Below are 18,494 nucleotides of genomic sequence, written 5' to 3' on the forward strand. Positions count from 1 at the left end.
TGCACGGGGCCGGAGCAACAGGGCTCACTGGCCCCGCCAGCTGCCCGGTCCCGGCAGCGCCCGCCCGGCGCTCCATGCCCGTCCCAGCCCTCCCGCCTATGATGGCGGACATGGATGAAGAGGCCCTGGCCGGGATCGCGAACGGGCTGTACGCCTGTCCCCTGGACGACTTCGTGGCGGCCCGTACTGCCGCGGCCAAGGCGGCTGCCGGCCAGGATAAGGGCCTGGGGGCGGCAGTCCGTGGACTTGCCAAACCGTCGGTGGGCGCCTGGGCTGTAAACATGCTCGTCCTGCACCGGCCGGATGTCCTCGACGAACTCGCGGATCTGGGCTCACGCATGCGTGCGGCGCAGGCGTCCCTTGATGCCCCCGCCCTTCGCGACCTGGGGCGTGAGCGGCGCACCTTGCTGGCGTCCGCCGTCGACGCCGCCCGCGCGGTTGTCCGCGGTCAAGGCCGGCAACTCAGCGACACAATTGCCGGGGATGTTGAGGAGACACTGCGTGCCCTGACCGCCGATGAAGGGGCCGAGGCCGCCGTCCGCAGCGGCAGGCTCGTGAAGACCCTGTCCGCCGACGGGGTCAGCGCCGCAGACCTGGACGGTGTGGTGGCCGTACCCGGCGCCCTTCCCGCAACACCGGCCGTTGCTCCCCCGGTCCTTGCATCGGTGCCCACGCCCGGGAAGCCGGATTCCAAAAAGCCACAGCCAGGGAAGAAGCAGCGTACGACGCCGGAGGCCGGGTCCCAGCCCCGGCCCACCAGGCCGCGCCTTGAGGCCGTCCGGCAGACGCCACGGCCGGCGTCGCCGCCTCTGTTGGAAAGGGCCCGGGCGGCACTCGCCGCGGCCGAAGAAGAAGCATCGGAAGCTGCCGGGCATGCCGTGGACCTTCAGGCGGAGGCAGAGCAGACGGCCGGGGACGTTGCCGCGCTGCAGGAGGAAACTGCAGACCTGCGGGCCCGCCTGAAAACGGCAGAGGCTGAGCTGGACTACTCGAAGAAGCGTCTCGCTGCCATCTCCGCGGAGGCCAAACAGGCAACGCGGGCGTCGGATAAGGCGGCCAGGGCAGCCGTCCTGGCCCAGGAACGGGTCCTTCGGCTGGACCGCCGCGAGGCAGGGACCTGACGACGGGACTCCCCCCTCCCGGCTGGCACCCAGCCAGTTCCATAAGTACCTACGAACAAGCAGTCCCGTAGGGCCTGTCCCTCAGGCGGCTACAGCGGCGAGGGACCGGCGGATACCCACGATCCTGATGGCTACGCCCACCAGGACCAGGCCAATGCCAAGCCCCATCAGCATCCAAATGGGTACGGCGGCGGAGTCGATGCTCCGGTAGCACTCGGACGCCAGGCCCGTGGTAAGCAATTGAGCATCGGACAGTTCAGCTGCCCCGCTGTGCGGGATCATCGGGCTGCCGCACAGCGGCGCCACGGATTTGAGTCCCAGCACCACACTGAGAATCTGCAGGGCGAACCCGACGGCCACCGTTAACATCCAGCCGCGCCGCCGTGCCAGTTCACGATTAATGTGCCTGGTGGCGTTGTCCCGGTCCGGAGAATCTCTAACCTCCATGGTGAAAGCCTAGCTGGAGTTCCGGGGCCGGGCAGCGGGGGCGACAACGCACCGTGATGCGTGCTGGGGTCACGTCACACGGCAACACGCGGGGCTGATTCCGTGGAATGTCAGACCCCGGTTGCACACTGGATTTATGGAAAACACCGTTCAGGAATTTCACGTCACGTACTTCGACGCCGACTGCGGCCGTGCACGCTCGGAGTCCTTCGACACCATGGTGGAGGCGCAGCGTTTCGCCGACCGGCAGTGCTCCGGCGAGGACGGCTGGGCAGTGATCGATGCGGTCAGCGTCGAACCTGTCCGCATTGCCGCCTGACCCCACAGATTGAGGCCGGGCCGGCTATTCAACAGGCCCGTGCAAAAGAAGAACCCGCACCGCCTGGGCCAGCCAGGCGGTGCGGGTTCGACGTCCCGGTTGAGCGGGACCGCCGGCTAAGGCGGGGCACTCACTGCGGACAGGTTGACTTACGCGAAGTCGGAGACTGCCGGGTCGGGGCCGATCCTGCCTTCGCCGCTGGCGGTCCGGTCGAGGGCGTTGATGGCCTCGACGTCCCCGGCATCCAGCGTGACGTCGAGTGCCGCGTAGTTCTCCCGGATCCGGGATTCGGTGACCGACTTCGGGATCACCACGTTGCCAATGGCAAGGTGCCAGGCGATGACAACCTGTGCCGGCGTGGCCTGGTGCTTGGCGGCGATGGCGGCGACGGCTGGGTCTTCCAGGAGCTCGCCGCCCTGGCCCAGCGGTGACCAGGCCTGGGTGAGGATGCCCTTGGAAGCACCGAATTCGCGCAGCTCAGGCTGGCTGAAGTAGGGGTGGAGCTCGATCTGGTGGATGGCCGGGACCACACCGGTTTCGTCGATGAGCCGCTGCAGCCCGTCGACGGTGAAGTTGGAGACGCCGATGGACTTGACCCGGCCGCGCTTCTGGAGCTCGATCAGCGCCTTCCAGGTATCGACGTACTTGTCCTGCTTGGGCTGCATCCAGTGGATCAGGTACAGGTCGAGGGTTTCCAGGCCGAGGCGGTCCATGGATTCCTCGAAGGCAGCCAGCGTCGACTCATAGCCCTGATCGGCATTCCACAGCTTGGTGGTGATGAAGATCTGCTCGGGGGTGAGGCCGGAGCTGGCGATGGCGCGCCCCACGCCCGCTTCGTTGCCATAGATCTTGGCTGTATCGATGTGGCGGAAGCCAGCTTCGAATGCCTGCCGCACCACCTTCTCAGCCACGCCGTCTTCGACCTGCCACACGCCATAGCCGAGCTGGGGGATCGTGTTTCCGTCGTTGAAAGTGAGTGTAGGTGAAAGAGTCATGACTTCATCCTGCCAAACGACGGGCGTTGAGAAGACCAAACCCGCGGTCTGTCAGCCAGGCGCGTAACGTGGAAAGTCACCCGAAGCAGCGGGAATAAATTGCGGCTAGGAGGTTTCCCCCGCAAGGTGCCGCTCGGCGTCGGCAACCTGCTCGAAGACGGCTTCCGCGCGCCGGCGCACGGACGCCGCGCCCACTGGAACGGGCCCGACGGCGAGCCGCAGCATGGCGGCAGCTTCGGCGGTGGTGGCCAGCGAATTCCCGGCCTTGGACAGGGCGCGGTGCACGCCGGACAGGGCGACGGGAATGTCCAGGCCGTCACTGGGTGAGCGGCGCTGGGCTTCGACGCAGACAGCCCGGACACGGTCCAGCAGGGCGGCGAGTTCGTTGGCGATCTCTACCAGCTCGCCGTACAACTGGTCGTCCTCCACACCCTCGAGCACCTGGTGGAAGCGGTCCAGTCCCCGGTGGAAGCGGTCGTGCGCGCGGCGCCACAACCCCTTGCCAAGTTCCGCATCGTCCTTGCGCCCCTGCCTGGCGGCGCTGAAAAAACCCAACCGGAGCCTACAGGTACTGTCCGGGACCGTGGTCCGGATCGTCGCGCTTGCCGGCATTGGCCGGCGCCCCCGGCCGGGCCGCCCCCGCGGGGGCGCGCTCCGGTTCACCGTTTTCCCCGATCACCACACCCGGGGCGATGACTGTCCCCGGGGGCAGCTGGCGGAGCTGCATCTGGGCGGCCGCGTGCTCCCGGGCAGCATGCTGGGCCGCAATGGCGGTCTGGATGCCGTGGAACAATCCTTCGAGCCAGCCCACGAGCTGTGCGTGCGCGATCCGGAGCTCGGCGTCGGAAGGGGTGCCTTCATCTGAGAACGGGAGGCTGATGCGGTGCAGTTCCGCCACGAGCTCGGGCGACAGGCCGTCCTCCAGTTCCTGGATGGAGCGGGCGTGGATTTCAGCCAGGCGTTCCCGGGCGGCCTGGTCCAGCGGGGCGGACTTCACTTCCTCCAGGAGCTGCCGGATCATGGTGCCGATCCGCATCACCTTTGCCGGTTCGTCCACCAGGTCCTGCACGCTGCTGCCCTTGGGCTTGCGGCCGTCGCGGGCGCCGGCCGGGGACTCGGCCTGAGCAGGGGCGGCGGGCTCGCTGTCGTCAAGGGTGGTGCCTTCGACGGGGACGTCCTCAGCTGACGTGGTGTCTTTCGGATCGCTCATGCGTTCATACTCTCATGAGCGATCCGAAGGCACTTCACTCCGTGAACCCGCCCGACGCGGCGTCCGCTGACGGCTAAATCAACAGCATCGCCCCTGCGGGTTGGCGTCCTGCCGGTCCGTCCTGTCGCGCCAGAACTCCCGCTCCGTGAGCGGCGGGCCGCTGTGGCCCGAAGCCCGGTGGTGTTCCAGGTACTTGGCGTACGCATCCGCGCCCAACACCCCGCTGAGGTACCGTGCGAAACCACGGAACCCGCTGGAGAGTACTGCCAGTCCTGCGCTCATCAGTGGTGGCCTGCCCGTTCGAACCGCAGGTTGGCCGGGACCTTCTCCCATTCGGCCATCAGTTCGCGCTCGGCAGCCGTGGGGATGAGGCCCGCAGGTGCAAATACGCGGGACGGCAAGGCCGGGTCCTCGTTATCCTTCTCCGTGCCCGTCCCCCGGTTCCGGAAGGCCTTCACGGTGGCGAGGACCGCCGTCGCGATCACAATGATGCTCAGCACCACGAAGATCACGGACAGCCAGCCCTGGATGGCGGTGTTGCGGACCACGGCTTCCATGGCGGCAACGGTCTTGGCGGTGCCGAACTCCGTCTTGCCGTCCGCCAGGGCCTTGCTGAATGCGGCGTTGTTGGCGAAGTACCCCACCGCGGGCGTGGGCGAGAAGATCTTCTGGTAGCTGGCCGTGATGGTGACCACCGCCGCGAAGGCCAGCGGCAGGGCGACGATCCACAGGTACTTGAAGGTGCCGCGCTTGGCCACGATGGCCAGGCAGACGGAGAGGGCGATGGCGGCCAGCAGCTGGTTGGCGATGCCGAACAGCGGGAACAGGGTGTTGATGCCGCCCAGCGGATCGGTGACGCCCATCAGCAGGACCGCACCCCACGCACCCACCATGATGGCCGTGCAGAGCCAGGCACCGGGGCGCCAGGAGGCTTCCTTGAACTTGGGGACGAAGTTGCCGATCGAGTCCTGCAGCATGAAGCGGGCCACCCGGGTGCCGGCGTCCACGGCGGTAAGGATGAACAGGGCTTCAAACATGATGGCGAAGTGGTACCAGAAGGACATCAGGGCCGTACCGCCGATGAACTGCTGCATGATGTGGGCCAGGCCGACGGCCAGGGTGGGGGCGCCGCCGGTGCGGGAAACGACGCTCTGTTCGCCCACATTCCGTGCCGTCTCAGCGAGCAGCTCGGGGGTGATGTTGACGCCGGCCAGGCCCAGGCTGTTGACCCAGGTGGCGGCCGTTTCGACGCTTCCGCCGGTGAGCGCGGCAGGAGCGTTCATGGCGAAGTAGAGGCCGCGGTCGATCGAGATGGCCGCCACCAGCGCCATGATGGCGACGAAGGATTCCATGAGCATGCCGCCGTAACCGATGAACCGGGTCTGCCGTTCCTTCTCAATCAGCTTGGGAGTGGTGCCGGACGAAATCAGGGCATGGAATCCGGACAGCGCACCGCAGGCGATTGTCACGAACAGGAACGGGAACAGCGCGCCCGGGAACACGGGGCCGTTCTCCCGGCTGGCGAACTCGCTGAAGGCCGGGACGTTGATCTCCGGCCGGACCACGATGATGGCCAGTGCGAGCATGACGATCACGCCGATCTTCATGAACGTGGACAGGTAGTCACGGGGTGCCAGCAGCAGCCAGACAGGAAGGATGGCGGCGATGAAGCCGTAGACGATGAGGCCCCAGGCGATGGTCACCTTGTCCAGGGTGAAGATATCTGCACCCCACGGGGTTTCCGCGACGATGCCGCCGCCGATGATCGCCGCCATGAGCAGCACGAACCCGATGATCGATACTTCCATGACCTTGCCCGGCCGAAGGTAGCGCAGGTAGACGCCCATGAAGAGCGCGATGGGGATGGTCATGCCGACGGAGAAGACGCCCCACGGGCTTTCGCCCAGGGCATTGACGACGACGAGCGCCAGGATGGCGACAATGATCACCATGATCAGCAGGGTGGCAACCAGGGCGGCGGTGCCGCCGATGACGCCGAGTTCCTCGCGGGCCATCTGGCCCAGTGAACGCCCGCCGCGGCGCATGGAGAAGAACATGACCAGGTAGTCCTGCACGGCGCCGGCCAGGACCACGCCGACGATGATCCAGATGGTGCCGGGGAGGTAGCCCATCTGGGCCGCGATGACCGGGCCGACGAGGGGGCCGGCGCCGGCGATGGCCGCGAAGTGGTGGCCGAACAGGACGTTCCGGTCCGTCCGGACGTAGTCCTTGCCGTCGGCCTTGTATTCGGCGGGGGTTGCCCGCCGGTCATCGGGCTTGGTGATGAACCGTTCAATGACCTTGGAGTAGAACCGGTAACCGATCAGGTAGGTGCACACCGAGGCGAAGACGAACCAGATGGCGTTGACGGTTTCGCCCCGGACGATGGCGAGCATGAACCATGCCACGCCGCCCAGCAGGGAGATCGCCGCCCAGAGCGCGATCTTTCCCGGGGTCCATTTGCTGTCTTCGGATTCGCGGACGGCCTCGTCCACTGCTGTGGGTGGGAGCGCCGGGTCGGTATCCACCGCGCCCTCCCGCCCCGATGAACCGGACCTGTTCTCTGGCGCTGTGGCCATGTCTCCTCCTCGAGATTCGTGCGGATCTGCTCTGAGGCACCCTACCGAACCCGGGGGTGCGGGCGGCGACGGTTCTGCCGGGTGCCCGGGGTTATGCGGCAGACGGCAGGCAATCGGCGACGAACGACGGCGGACGGGCGGCCTGTGAATTCCACGTTAGGCTTCCTTGGCCCCGGCCAAAAGAGGCGCGCCATGGGAATCGGTCGCGGCCACGCCTTGCGGAGGGCACTCCCCCGGGAACCGGATCAGCCGCCGAGCGCCCTCCGGGTCATCGGCAGCGCAGACCTGGTGAAGGCCCAGGCCAGGGCAGATCCGGTCAGCGGGACGGCCACCACCATGGCCGCAAGGGGAAGCCACGGTACCTCCAGCGAGGCCCGCATCTCCGTGGAAGCGACGATGAGGACGGCGGGAACCGTACCGGCCACCGCCCCCAGCACAGCGCCCAGGCCTGAGGTAAAGAGCGCCTGGGACGCCGCCAGGGCCTTCCTCAGCCGCGGGGCCGCCCCCACTCCTGCCAGCGTGGCGTGGTCCGTCCGGGCATCGGCAAGGGCAAGGCCGGTGGTGATTCCGGCTGCGCTGAACGTGATCAGGGCACTGATGGCCACGATCAGCCAGCCCATCCACGCCTGGTCTTTGGGGATTCCCGGTTCCGCCCAGAACCCCAGGCCCGACTGGCCGACGACGCCCGCCACCGCACCGGTCACCGCGTCAACTTCGGCCGCCGAAGGAGACCGGCTGAGCTGGATGGCCAGCCCGGCGGCTTCCGGGGCAAGGCCCAGGCGCCCGGCCGTGGCCGGCGAGACGATGCCGTAATACGGCACGGCCACCGCCGGTTCGAGGATGACGGCCTCCAGGACGGTACTGGTGACAGCTTCATGGACGACGGACCCGTCCGACGGCGATGGCTGCTGGGTGCGCACGTCCAGGCCCTGCAGCTCCGTTTTTCCGTCGCGGACAAAGGCCGGGTTGGTCACCACCATGGCCCCGGCGTCCAGCGCGGCGATGGTGTCCGCCCCGGCGTCGCGCCCGAACATGGCGCGGATATCGTCGGCGCCGCCCACCAGGATGGACCGGTCCGATGCCTGCTCCGATGCCATGGAGCCGCGGCACCGCCAGTCGTCCGGGTCCACGACGCGACGCTGGGGCGTCACCGGACACTCCTGGCCGCTTGGCCTGGCCAGAGCGTAGAGGAGGCAGTTGGACGTTTCTGTCGATACGGGCCCGGCGGGACCTGCGCCTTCCCCGAAGCCACAGTTTTCCACCGGCGCAGGGGTGGTGACTGCCCTGGTCCAGGAGACGCTGTCCAGGGCGCCTGAAACGGCAGCCGAAAGCCGCTGCGGGTCGACGGTCACGGCCGGCACGGCAGTGCCGTCGGCCAGCGGTGGCTGCGCAAGGCTGAGCGGCAGGTACGCCTGGTTCTCCAGTGCGCTCCAGGAATGCGACAGGCGCTGCCCTGCCAGCTGGCTGGATGACAACACCAGGGCCGCGCTTGCCAGGGTGGCGGCGGCAAGTACGGCCGCCACCGCCGGGACGGTCCGGCTCCGGTTCCTGGCGGAGTCCCGGGCCGCCATGCGCAGCGCCAGCGGCATGGCCCGGGTGCGTGATGTCAGGGCGGCGGTCAGCCATCCGGTCAGGAGCACCTGGGCCACCACCGCCAGCACCGCTCCCCCGGCCAGCATCGCGGAAACTGCGGCGGCCTGCTGTGCCCGCTGGTCGGGATCCTTGGCCGAGCTGCCCAGGGCCCAGCCTGCGGCAAGCAGCCCGGTGGCCACCAGCAGTACGGCCGCCCCCACGATCGTGCTCCGCCGTCCGCCGGCTGCCGGCGCCCGTCCGGATTTGAGAGCACCCCGGAGTGCCTGCCGGGCAACGAGGTTGGCCGGCGCCAGGGCAGCAAGGATGCAGGCCGCCAGGCCCATCAGCATGGCTATGGAGGTGAGAAGCGGGTCCGGGTGGACGCCCGCCAGGCGGGCGGAACCGATGAAACGGACCCACCAGACCACGCCGGCCGCAACTGCTATGCCGGCGGCGGCACCGGCCGTGACGGCCAGGCCGCCGAGCCACAGGCCGCTCGCGGTGACCACCGAACGGATGGTGGGTGCTTCGGCTCCGGACGCCGCAAGAAGGGCGAGTTCGCGCACCTGGTGCTTGGCCCCGACGGCGAACGCGGCCCCAGCCAGGAGTCCGACTTCCAGCAGGGCAAGGGCACCCACCACAGCGAATGTGGCGTAGGTGGCTACAGTCTGCGAGGAGACTCCGGCCGGCATGGCCCCTGGTACGGTCAGTTCGCCCGGCGGCGGCGGATCCAGCACCACGCTGCGTGAGAGCACTCCCACGCCCTTGCTGTTGGCCTCCCTGACCTGCTGCCAGGTCACCGGTTCCGGGCCTGTCACGTAGTAGGAAACAGCCTGCGCGGAAGCGGGCCCCGGGGCAAAGCCTGCGGGAACCTGCCCGGACTGCAGGTACAGCGTGCTGTTGTTATCCGAAGCGTCCGAGTCGCGGATGGTGCCCACCGGGACGAAGGTCCCCGCCGACGTCGTAAACTGCTCGCCAAGTTCCACGTCGAACCGCTCGAGCAGCCCGCGGGAGGCCAGAACCTCTTCACCGTTTGCCGGTGCCCGGCCATCCAGGAGGGCGAATTTTCCCTCGAAAGCCTCGTGGAGCGCGTCCACCTGCACGCCGTTCAGCGGGACCATCGCCTCCCCCACGGAGGTGGTCAGCTGCAGTTGGCGCAGCGGCAATACCCCGTAGCCGGACGGGAGCAGGTCCTTCGGGTCTGTGGGAACGAAATCACCATCCAGCTCTCCGGTGCTGGAGAGCACGTAGGCGTCATTCATCGGATCCTGGATGGAGTCCCCATTGGGCGTCGACAAAGCGACGAAGCGTGCCTGGGTGTTGCCCAGTTCGTACCGCACAATTTCCTGCGGTGTCCGCAGCGAGCTTTGGTACAGGGTGCCCGCCGCTGTCATCCCGGCTACCGGCAGCATGATCAGCAGGACGATCAGGAAGGACCGGCCCCTGTGCCGGGCAATATCCCGCCGGGCCATCCGTACCGCGATGCGGAAGCTGCTGCGGCGCGCTCCACGAGCCGCTGCCAGCTCCAGTGGCGGGCGCCGGTGGGACATCAGAGGCCGGCCTGCGTCAGGAGGAACGTGGGATCGTGCATGGCCGCCGCCTGGTCCACGATGCGCCCGTCGCGCAGGAACACCACCCGGTCAGCCCAGGCTGCGTGCCGCGCCTCGTGGGTGACGAGCATGACGGCGGAACCTGTGTCCGCCCTGGAGCGGAGGACCTCCATGACGCCATGCCCGGTGGTGGAGTCCAGCGCGCCGGTGGGTTCGTCCGCCAGGATCAGCCGCCGCTGGCCGACAATTGCCCGTGCAATGGCGACGCGCTGCTGCTGGCCGCCGGACATCTGGTCCATGAACCGGTCCGCGAGTTCCGGGATGCCCACCTGGCGGAGGGCGTCCAGCGCCTGCCGTCCCGCTTTCCTGGCAGCTGCCCCGTCCAGTTCCAGCGGAAGCGCCACATTCTCGGCCGCGGTCAGTGTGGGAACCAGGTTAAAGTCCTGGAACACGTAGCCCACCGCACGCCGCCGCAACCTGGCAAGCTCGTTCAGGCCAAGTCCTGCGAGCGGCGTCGACTCCACGAAGACACCGCCCGACGTCGGCCGGTCCAGTCCGCCGGCCAGCGCCAGCAGGGAGGATTTTCCCGAGCCGGACGGGCCCATGACGGCCACGAACTCGCCCGCTGCGATGGTGAGGTCCACGTCCCTCAGCGCCGCGACCGCCGTCGCGCCTTCTCCAAAAGTCCTGCTCACCCTGGCCAGTTCAAGGACCTGCTGCGGCCCCCGGACGCTCACCGGCGGTTGTCCGCGTTGAGCGGGGCAGCGTCTTCCGTGACCCCGTTGGACGTTTTGCGGGCGGCACCCTGGCCGGCCGATTGTGCCTGCTGGACCATCCTGGCTTCGCAGAGATCCAGCCAGCGGACCTCGGCCTCGGTCTGGAAGATCAGGGAATCGAGAACCAGCAGCCAGGCGGTGTCTGCGGTGCGCTGGTTTGCGGCGGTGTCGCGTCGGGCCTTGGTGTAGTCCTGCAGTGCCCGGATGGACGCCACCCGCTGGGCCTGGATGATGGCCTGGACATCCACGCCGGGAAGGGTGACGGCGAGCGCCAGCTTGATGGCGAGTTCATTCCTGGGCGGGTTGTTCCGCTCCACCGGCGCTGCAAACCAGCCCTGCACTTCCGCGGCGCCCTCGGCGGTGATGCTGTACACCACGTGGCCGCCGCCGTCGTCGCCTTCCCTGGCCACGAGGCCGTCGCGCTCCAGCCGGTCCAGGGTGGTGTAGACCTGCCCGATGTTCAGGGGCCAGGTGGCTCCCGTGCGGTTTTCGAACTCGACCCGCAGCTGGTAGCCGTAGCGCGGCTGGTCCTGCAGCAGGGCGAGGAGGCTGTGGCGTATGGACATGGTGCTCCCCCGGGCTTAGTCACTAACCGGTATGCACAGGCCCCCAAGACCTGTGCATACCGCGTATAGCCGAGCCTAGCCCGCGGATGCCGAACAAGCAATACTCAGTATCTATCTGGCGGTCACATCACCAGCAGGACCTTGCCCACATGGTCGCCGCTGTCGAAGTATTCATGGGCCGCGTTCACCTGGTCCAGCGGGAACGTCTTGGCCACCAAGGGCTGGATCCTGCCGTCCGCCACCATCGGCCAGACGTGGTCCCTGACCTCGTTCAGGATGGCACCCTTTTCGGCTACCGGCCGGGGGCGAAGCGCGGTAGCCACCACCGCGGCCCGCTTCCGGAGCAGTTCACCAAGGTCCAGTTCCCCCTTGGTGCCGCCCTGCAGGCCAATGACCACCAGGCGACCGTATTCGGCGAGCGCTTCGACGTTTTGCTTCAGGTACTTGGCGCCCACCACATCGAGGATCACGTCTGCACCCTTGCCGCCGTTCTGCCGGCGCAGGCTTTCCGGGAAGTCCTCTTCGGCGTAGTTGATGGCGATGTCCGCACCCAGGAAGGCCTTGGCGGTGCTGACCTTCTCATCGGTGCCGGCCGTGGTGGCTACCTTCGCGCCGTAGGCTTTGGCCAGCTGGATGGCCATGGTGCCGATTCCGCCGGTGGCGCCATGGATGAGGACTGTTTCCCCGGCCTGCAGCTGGGCCGTCATGATGAGGTTCGAATAGACCGTGGCAGCCACTTCCGGCAGGGATGCCGCCGTCACCAGGTCGACGCCGTCGGGCAGCCGCAGGACCTGTTCCGCGGGAACGGCAACCTGCTGTGCGTAGCCGCCGCCGGCGAGCAGCGCCACCACCTTGTCGCCCAAGGAGAACGGCTTGGACACACCCGTGCCAAACCCCGCGATGCGGCCGGAAACTTCCAGCCCCGGGATCTCCGATGCGCCGGGCGGCGGGGGGTAGAACCCGCGGCGCTGCTGCACGTCCGCACGGTTCAGGCCGGCGGCCACGACGTCGATCAGCACCTCGCCGGGACCGGGCACCGGAGCCTCGACCTCGCGTACCTCGAGTACTTCCGGTCCCCCCGGTTCCGAAATGTAGACGGCTTTCATGGACCACTCCCTGTTCCTGACTCAATACCCGTCCAACCAGTGTGCACCGGGTATGCACTGCGGGCCTGTTTTGTTGCAGGCAAGTGCCTATGAAACACTACTCGTTGAGGAAGGTTGTCCGAGCGGCCGAAGGAGCTGGTCTTGAAAACCAGTGTGCGGTAACCCCGTACCAAGAGTTCGAATCTCTTACCTTCCGCGATCAGGACCCCCGCCCGCCGGCAAAACCGGCAGGCGGGGGTCCTTCGTTTTAAGTCAGGACTTCGTTCCCGTGACCAGGCCGGGATGCGTTGGCGGCCCCCTGCGCGTTGGCCTCTTGATCGCTGTCTGTGCCTGCACATAGGGTCAGGGTGACCGACTTCCCCCACTTCCGCGCACCTTTCCTCCAGCCTTCCGCACACCGCAACAGGAGACCGTTATGCCGAGCCCAATGTCCACCCCCGGCGCCCCTTGCTGGATCGACCTCGTGACTTCCGATGTTGCCGCCGCCCGCACGTTCTACGGAGAGCTCTTCGGATGGGAGTTCGAAACAGGCGACCAGGAGAAGTACGGCGGTTACGCCACTGCCAGGAAGAACGGCAAGACAGTTGCCGGCATCATGCAGAAGGACGCCGGCATGGCGGCCATGCCCGACGTCTGGTCCACCTACCTGCGGACCGAGGACGCCGCGGCCACCGCCGAAGCCGTCAGCAGCCACGGCGGGCAGATCTACATGCCTCCCATGGATGTTCCGGAGCAGGGGTTCATGGCGATCTTCGGGGATGCGTCCGGTGCCTCCATCGGCGTCTGGCAGCCCCGGGAGATGAAGGGCTACGAGCTGGTGGCCGAGCCCGGTTCCGCCGCCTGGCATGAATTGCACGCCAAGGACTACGACGCCGCCGTGCAGTTCTACCAGGAAGTCTTCGGCTGGGACACCGAAGTTATGAGTGACTCGGCGGAATTCCGCTACACCACACTGGGATCGGGCATGTCCGCGCAGGCCGGGATCCTGGACGCCTCCGGATACCTGCCGGCCGAAGTGCCCTCGCACTGGCAGGTCTACTTTGCCGTGGCGGACACGGACGCCAGCATCGCCCAGGCCACCGCCATGGGCGCCACCGTTCTGGACGGTCCGGAGGACAGCAGCTTCGGCCGCGTGGCCATGCTCGCCGACCCCACCGGTGCCACCTTCAAAATCATCGCCAGCCAGGCACCGCAGGGCGGCTAGGACCCCGGTTCCGGCGGCGCCGGACGGGAACAACACCCATCACATCAGACCGATACCGGCCGGGGCTTCTTGCTACCGGCCGGTATTGTTTGTGATGGCCGGCACATCCAGGTATCAGGTGCCGGCCACCGCAATGGCATCACCCGCACGGGGCCAACGTCGCTCCGGGATGGTGGACGGGCCGCTCCGCTGGGGAACGATCCGCCGAATGCACGCACTGGCCACTTTGCGTTCATTCAGTGCTGTTGGGATATGCCGGACAACCACTTGACCAGGAGCAGGGTCCGGCCCCAGTCCGATCGGTACAACCCGGACATACTCCAATGGGTCCCCCACCGGGGACAATCTCATGAAAGTAAGAGCGGATGCATCAAACACCTTGGAAATTAGCGCTGGGCACAGCGTTGTCGGCGGGGCTCATCGCAGCCCCGTTGACGGCGCTGCCTGCGGTAGCGGACAGCACGGCCGCGGAGGTCTCAGCCGCGGCAGGCACATCGCCCGTTGTCATCAACGAGGCCTACCTGAGCGGCGGCAGCAGCGGCGCCGCCTACAAGAACAAGTTCGTGGAGCTCTACAACACCTCGGACACCCCCGTGTCACTGGACGGCTGGTCGGTCCAGTACCGCGCCGCCGGCGGGACGGGAGCGCCATCCGGCGTTTCGGCGCTGTCCGGTTCCATTCCGGCCAAGGGGTATTACCTGGTCCAGGGCGGGAGTAACGGTACGAACGGCGCTGACCTCCCTGCGCCCGACCTGGTAGCCGGCGGACTGAACCCCAGCGGCACTTCCGGGACCATCGTGCTCGCCAAGCAGCCCTCCGCCGTCGTACTTCCCACCGGTTCCGTGGTGGAATCCGCCGGCGTGGCCGACCTCCTGGGCTACGGGACGTCCAACACGTTCGAGACCCGGGCCGCAGCGGCGCCCACGGGCAACACGGACGTGCGGAGCCTCAACCGGGCCGGCGGGACGGACAGCAACAGCAACGCCGCCGATTTCAGCCTGAGCGCGGCCATCACCCCGGTCTCCTCCGGCGGAACCGCGCCAGACCCTGATCCGACGCCCACCCCCTCGCCCGATCCCGTGGCTAAAACCATCTCCGGGATCCAGGGCACCGGCACCGCCAGCCCGCTGGCCGGCACCACGGTGACCACCCGGGGCAAGGTCACCGCAGCATTTCCCACCGGCGGCCTTAACGGCTACTACATCCAGACCCCTGGCACCGGCGGCGACCTGGCGGGCACCAACCACGCGGCCTCCGACGGTATCTTCGTCTACTCGCCCGCCACCGTGGGATCGGTCAAGACGGGCGACTACGTCCAGGTGACCGGTGCCGTGGCCGAGTACTACGGCATGACCCAGGTCAACGTCACGGCAGCAGCCGGGCTCACCCAGCTCACGGAGCCGGCGCCCGAGGTCAAGCCCACCATCTTCACCCTGCCCGCCACGGAGGCCTTCCGCGAGTCGCTGGAAGGCATGCTCCTGGCTCCGGACGGGCCCCTGACGGTGACGGACAACTACAGCCTGAACCAGTACGGCGAGATCGGGCTGGCCGGGGGTACCACTCCGCTGGTACAGCCCACCGCCGTCGCACCCTATGGCTCAGCCGAATACAACGCCGCTGTTGCTGACAATGCCGCCCGCGGCATCAAGCTCGACGACGGCGCCAGCACCAATTTCCTCAAGGACGCCGCCACCAAGGCCGAGGTGCTGCCCTACCTCACCGCCACGGACCCGGTCCGCGTCGGATCCCCCGCCAGGTTCACCACCAACGTGGTGCTCGGGTACGCCAACGATTCCTGGAAACTGCAGCCGCTGACCCACCTGACCGAAGCCAACAAGGCAACGGTCCAGCCGGCCAGCTTCGGAGCCACCCGCACCGAAGCACCCGCTGCCGTGGGAGGCAACGTCAAGATCGCCTCGTTCAACGTGCTGAACTACTTCCCCACCACCGGGGACACCCTCTCCGGCTGCACCTATTACGGGGACCGCGCCGGAAACCCGATCACCGTCCGCGGCGGCTGCGACGCCCGCGGTGCCGCCAACGCGGAGAACTTCCAGCGGCAGCAGGACAAGATCGTCTCCGCCATCACGAAGACCGGCGCCGATGTTGTCACCCTCATGGAGATCGAAAACTCCGCGCAGTTCGGCAAGGACCGGGATGACGCCCTCGCCAAGCTGGTCGCGTCACTGAACATCCCCACACCCGGCATCTGGGACTACGTCCGCTCACCCGCGAACGCACCCCCGCTGGCCGACGAGGACATGATCCGCACCGCATTCATCTACAAGAAGGCCGTTGCAGAACCCGTGGGTGAGTCCGTCATCCACAACGACACCACCGCCTTCGCCAGCGCCCGCAAGCCGCTGGCCCAGGTATTCAAGCCCGTGGGCGGCGGCGCAGGCACCGAATTCATCGCCATCGCCAACCACTTCAAGTCCAAGGGCTCCGCCGCAACACCGGACGACACCGACAAGGGCCAGGGCGCCTCAAACCTCGCCCGCACCGCGCAGGCCAAGTCCCTGCTGGACTTCGCTACCTCGCTGCAACAGTCGAAGGGCACCGACAAGGTCTTCCTGATCGGTGACTTCAACTCCTACGGCAAGGAAGACCCCATCAACGTCCTGACGGCCGCCGGCTATGTCAACCAGGACGACAAGGCAAAGAACGCCGACGGTTCCGCCAAGCACTCGTACCTCTTCGGCGGCCTGGTGGGGTCCCTGGACCACATCCTGGCTTCCCCTGCGGCCAACGGCGTGGTGACCGGTGCGGACATCTGGAACATCAACTCCGTTGAATCAGTGGCCCTGGAATACAGCCGCTACAACAACAACGTCACCAACTACTACGCACCGGACCAGTTTCGCGCCAGCGACCACGACCCCGTGGTGGTGGGCCTGGACCTGAAGTCCGCACCCGCCAGCGTTGACCTGAACTTCCTGGGCATCAACGATTTCCACGGCCGGATCGACACCAACACCGTCCAGTTCGCCGGAACCATCGAGAAGCTGCGTGCGGCTGCCGCCCCCGGAGCAACAGCATTCCTCTCCGCCGGCGACAACATCGGCGCGTCCCTGTTTGCCTCCGCCGTGGCCAAAGACCAGCCCACCATTGATGTGCTGAACGCCCTTGAGCTGAAGGCCTCGGCAGTGGGCAACCACGAGTTCGACGGCGGCTGGGCAGACCTGCGCGACCGCGTCATCGCGGACGGCAGCAACGCCAAATTCCCGTACCTCGGCGCGAACGTGTACCGGAAGGGCACCACGGAGCCGGTCCTGCCGGAGTACACGGTGCTGGACATGAACGGCATCAAGGTGGCCGTCATCGGCACAGTCACCCAGGAAGTCCCCTCCCTGGTGACACCCGCCGGCATCGCCGACCTCGACTTCGGTGACCCGGTGGAGGCCATCAACCGGGCCGCGGCGAAGATCAAGGCAGGCAACCTCGCAGACGTCATCATCGTGGAAAACCACGACGGCGCCGGGTCCGGGGTGGTGGAAGGGTCCACCCTGGAGCAGGAAGTGGCAGCAGGCGGCCCGTTCGCGAAGCTCGTCACCGAAACCTCCGCGGACGTTGACGCCATCTTCACCGGCCACACGCACAAGGAATATGCCTGGGACGCCCCCGTCCCCGGTGTGCAGGGCAAGACCCGCCCCATCGTGCAGACCGGCAACTACGGCGAGAACGTGGGCCAGATCCAGCTGACGGTGGATACCGCCACCAAGGAGGTCACCGGTTACAAGGCCGGCAACGTCAAGCGGACCACGGACCCGGCGGCGGACCTGATCTCGGCCTACCCGCGCGTGGCAGCGGTGGACGGCATCGTGCAGAAGGCCCTGGCAGCCGCAGCCGAGGTGGGCAACCAGCCCGTCGGCTCGGTCACCAAGGACATCACCACCGCCTTCAGCACCGATGCCACCGGCACCGCGAAGCGCGACGACCGCGGCAGCGAGTCCACCCTGGGCAACCTGGTGGCCGACTCACTGCTCGACTCGCTGAAGCCGGCCGAACTGGGCGGTGCCGAAATCGGCGTCGTGAACCCCGGCGGCCTCCGCAACGAGCTGTACTACGCTCCGGACGGAACCATCACCTACGCCGAAGCGAACGCCGTGCTGCCGTTCGTGAACAACCTCTGGACCACGTCCCTGACCGGAGCGCAGTTCAAGACCCTGCTGGAGCAGCAGTGGCAGACCAACGCGGACGGCACGGTTCCCAGCCGCGCCTACCTGCAGCTGGGCCTGTCCAAGAACGTGAACTACACCTACGACGCCGCGCGCACCGCCGGTGACAGGGTCACGTCGGTTCGGGTCAACGGTGAGGTGCTGGATCCTGCCAAGTCCTACCGGGTGGGCACGTTCAGCTTCCTGGCCACCGGCGGCGACAACTTCCGGGTCTTCACCCAGGGAGCCAATACACGGGACTCCGGCCTCGTGGACCGGGACGCGTGGATCGGCTACCTGCAGAAGAGCAGCCCGGTGGCCCCGGACTTTGCCCGGCGTTCCGTGGCAGTCACCAACACCACCGCGGCCACGGTCAAGCCCGGCGAACCGGTCAACCTGGCGGTCTCCAAGCTGGACCTGACCTCGCTGGGCAGCCCGGTGAACACGGCGCTTACCGCCGTTTTCACCGATTCGGACGGCAAGGCCACGCAGTTGGGAACCGTGCCGGTCTCTGCAGGGTCCGCCACCGTCAGCCTTGCCGTTCCGGCAGGTGCTGCCGCCGGCGCGGCAACGCTGGTGCTCACCGCGGCGGAGTCCGGAACGAAGGTGACCGTAGCGGTTCAGGTGGCAGCCACCACGCCGCTGCCGCCCGCGTGCACGGCACCCACCAAGCCGGCAAAGTGGTACGACGTCCTGGGCTGGATCCGCTACGGCATTGCCTGGCTCCAGTACCAGCAGTGCCTGCGCGGCTGACACTGCGCCGGTAAGTCATAGAACGCAAAAGGGTCTCCCTCCCGGCCATGCGGCCGGGAGGGACACCCTTTCCAGTGCGCGTAGTTTTGGGCAGATTACGGGACTTCCTTGCCGCCCGGCCCGTGGTGCATGCCCGAAA

The 18,494-nt window shown here is 67.5% G+C and carries 14 protein-coding genes and 1 tRNA gene; 5 read left to right on the top strand and 10 right to left on the bottom strand.

Features of this window, described 5'->3' with window-relative positions; genetic code table 11:
* The first annotated feature begins 110 nt into the window (after window positions 1-110).
* A complete protein-coding gene (locus OVA06_RS14460) occupies window positions 111-1,121 on the top strand; it encodes a hypothetical protein (protein ID WP_268159222.1) in 1,011 nt (336 codons plus the stop codon).
* A gap of 81 nt (window positions 1,122-1,202) precedes the next feature.
* Here OVA06_RS14460 and OVA06_RS14465 read toward each other — a convergent pair whose 3' ends face one another.
* Window positions 1,203-1,568, bottom strand: a complete 366-nt coding sequence (locus OVA06_RS14465; protein WP_268159224.1) for a hypothetical protein — start codon at window positions 1,566-1,568, stop codon at window positions 1,203-1,205.
* 136 nt (window positions 1,569-1,704) lie between these two features.
* Between OVA06_RS14465 and OVA06_RS14470 the strand changes: the two genes are divergently transcribed.
* A complete protein-coding gene (locus OVA06_RS14470) occupies window positions 1,705-1,887 on the top strand; it encodes a hypothetical protein (protein ID WP_056076570.1) in 183 nt (60 codons plus the stop codon).
* Window positions 1,888-2,036: 149 nt separating this feature from the next.
* Here OVA06_RS14470 and OVA06_RS14475 read toward each other — a convergent pair whose 3' ends face one another.
* The 9 genes from OVA06_RS14475 to OVA06_RS14515 all read right to left on the bottom strand — a co-directional run bounded on the left by OVA06_RS14475 (window position 2,037) and on the right by OVA06_RS14515 (window position 12,241).
* Window positions 2,037-2,882 carry an aldo/keto reductase gene (locus OVA06_RS14475; RefSeq protein WP_268159227.1) on the bottom strand — a complete coding sequence of 282 codons (846 nt, stop codon included), beginning with the start codon at window positions 2,880-2,882 and terminating at the stop codon, window positions 2,037-2,039.
* A 105-nt stretch (window positions 2,883-2,987) separates the two neighbouring features.
* Window positions 2,988-3,437, bottom strand: a complete 450-nt coding sequence (locus tag OVA06_RS14480) for a hypothetical protein (protein WP_056076574.1) — start codon at window positions 3,435-3,437, stop codon at window positions 2,988-2,990.
* A gap of 7 nt (window positions 3,438-3,444) precedes the next feature.
* Window positions 3,445-4,092: a bacterial proteasome activator family protein gene (locus OVA06_RS14485; protein WP_268159229.1), complete on the bottom strand. Its 648-nt coding sequence runs from the start codon at window positions 4,090-4,092 to the stop codon at window positions 3,445-3,447.
* Between the two features lie 78 nt (window positions 4,093-4,170).
* Window positions 4,171-4,374 carry a YbdD/YjiX family protein gene (locus OVA06_RS14490; protein ID WP_015936052.1) on the bottom strand — a complete coding sequence of 68 codons (204 nt, stop codon included), beginning with the start codon at window positions 4,372-4,374 and terminating at the stop codon, window positions 4,171-4,173.
* Entirely contained in the window at window positions 4,374-6,671 is a 2,298-nt protein-coding gene (locus tag OVA06_RS14495) for a carbon starvation CstA family protein (RefSeq protein WP_261620696.1), read from the bottom strand. Before OVA06_RS14495 ends, OVA06_RS14490 begins: the two co-directional genes overlap by 1 nt.
* Before the next feature lie 245 nt (window positions 6,672-6,916).
* On the bottom strand, window positions 6,917-9,793 hold the full coding sequence (locus tag OVA06_RS14500) for a hypothetical protein (RefSeq protein ID WP_268159232.1): 2,877 nt from the start codon (window positions 9,791-9,793) through the stop codon (window positions 6,917-6,919).
* Window positions 9,793-10,530, bottom strand: a complete 738-nt coding sequence (locus OVA06_RS14505; RefSeq protein ID WP_261620698.1) for an ABC transporter ATP-binding protein — start codon at window positions 10,528-10,530, stop codon at window positions 9,793-9,795. Before OVA06_RS14505 ends, OVA06_RS14500 begins: the two co-directional genes overlap by 1 nt.
* A complete protein-coding gene (locus OVA06_RS14510) occupies window positions 10,527-11,135 on the bottom strand; it encodes a PadR family transcriptional regulator (RefSeq protein WP_056076583.1) in 609 nt (202 codons plus the stop codon). The genes OVA06_RS14505 and OVA06_RS14510 overlap by 4 nt, the downstream gene beginning before the upstream one ends.
* Before the next feature lie 122 nt (window positions 11,136-11,257).
* Window positions 11,258-12,241: an NAD(P)H-quinone oxidoreductase gene (locus tag OVA06_RS14515; protein ID WP_268159235.1), complete on the bottom strand. Its 984-nt coding sequence runs from the start codon at window positions 12,239-12,241 to the stop codon at window positions 11,258-11,260.
* Window positions 12,242-12,349: 108 nt separating this feature from the next.
* Between OVA06_RS14515 and OVA06_RS14520 the strand changes: the two genes are divergently transcribed.
* The 3 genes from OVA06_RS14520 (at window position 12,350) to OVA06_RS14530 (ending at window position 18,355) form a co-directional block, all read left to right on the top strand.
* A tRNA-Ser gene (locus OVA06_RS14520) sits at window positions 12,350-12,437 on the top strand.
* A 219-nt stretch (window positions 12,438-12,656) separates the two neighbouring features.
* Entirely contained in the window at window positions 12,657-13,445 is a 789-nt protein-coding gene (locus OVA06_RS14525) for a VOC family protein (protein WP_268159237.1), read from the top strand.
* 365 nt (window positions 13,446-13,810) lie between these two features.
* On the top strand, window positions 13,811-18,355 hold the full coding sequence (locus OVA06_RS14530) for an ExeM/NucH family extracellular endonuclease (protein WP_268159239.1): 4,545 nt from the start codon (window positions 13,811-13,813) through the stop codon (window positions 18,353-18,355).
* Window positions 18,356-18,494 lie beyond the last annotated feature (139 nt).

Origin of the sequence: Pseudarthrobacter sp. SL88, assembly GCF_026672455.1 — a bacterium.
Taxonomy (GTDB): Bacteria; Actinomycetota; Actinomycetes; order Actinomycetales; family Micrococcaceae; genus Arthrobacter.

Bases quoted from the DNA above. Each gene is read 5' to 3' on its own strand.
- OVA06_RS14460 (WP_268159222.1), top strand. From the start codon at position 111: ATGGATGAAGAGGCCCTGGCCGGGATCGCGAACGGGCTGTACGCCTGT.
- OVA06_RS14465 (WP_268159224.1), bottom strand. From the start codon at position 1,568: ATGGAGGTTAGAGATTCTCCGGACCGGGACAACGCCACCAGGCACATT.
- OVA06_RS14470 (WP_056076570.1), top strand. From the start codon at position 1,705: ATGGAAAACACCGTTCAGGAATTTCACGTCACGTACTTCGACGCCGAC.
- OVA06_RS14475 (WP_268159227.1), bottom strand. From the start codon at position 2,882: ATGACTCTTTCACCTACACTCACTTTCAACGACGGAAACACGATCCCC.
- OVA06_RS14485 (WP_268159229.1), bottom strand. From the start codon at position 4,092: ATGAGCGATCCGAAAGACACCACGTCAGCTGAGGACGTCCCCGTCGAA.
- OVA06_RS14490 (WP_015936052.1), bottom strand. From the start codon at position 4,374: ATGAGCGCAGGACTGGCAGTACTCTCCAGCGGGTTCCGTGGTTTCGCA.
- OVA06_RS14495 (WP_261620696.1), bottom strand. From the start codon at position 6,671: ATGGCCACAGCGCCAGAGAACAGGTCCGGTTCATCGGGGCGGGAGGGC.
- OVA06_RS14500 (WP_268159232.1), bottom strand. From the start codon at position 9,793: ATGTCCCACCGGCGCCCGCCACTGGAGCTGGCAGCGGCTCGTGGAGCG.
- OVA06_RS14510 (WP_056076583.1), bottom strand. From the start codon at position 11,135: ATGTCCATACGCCACAGCCTCCTCGCCCTGCTGCAGGACCAGCCGCGC.
- OVA06_RS14515 (WP_268159235.1), bottom strand. From the start codon at position 12,241: ATGAAAGCCGTCTACATTTCGGAACCGGGGGGACCGGAAGTACTCGAG.
- OVA06_RS14525 (WP_268159237.1), top strand. From the start codon at position 12,657: ATGCCGAGCCCAATGTCCACCCCCGGCGCCCCTTGCTGGATCGACCTC.
- OVA06_RS14530 (WP_268159239.1), top strand. From the start codon at position 13,811: ATGCATCAAACACCTTGGAAATTAGCGCTGGGCACAGCGTTGTCGGCG.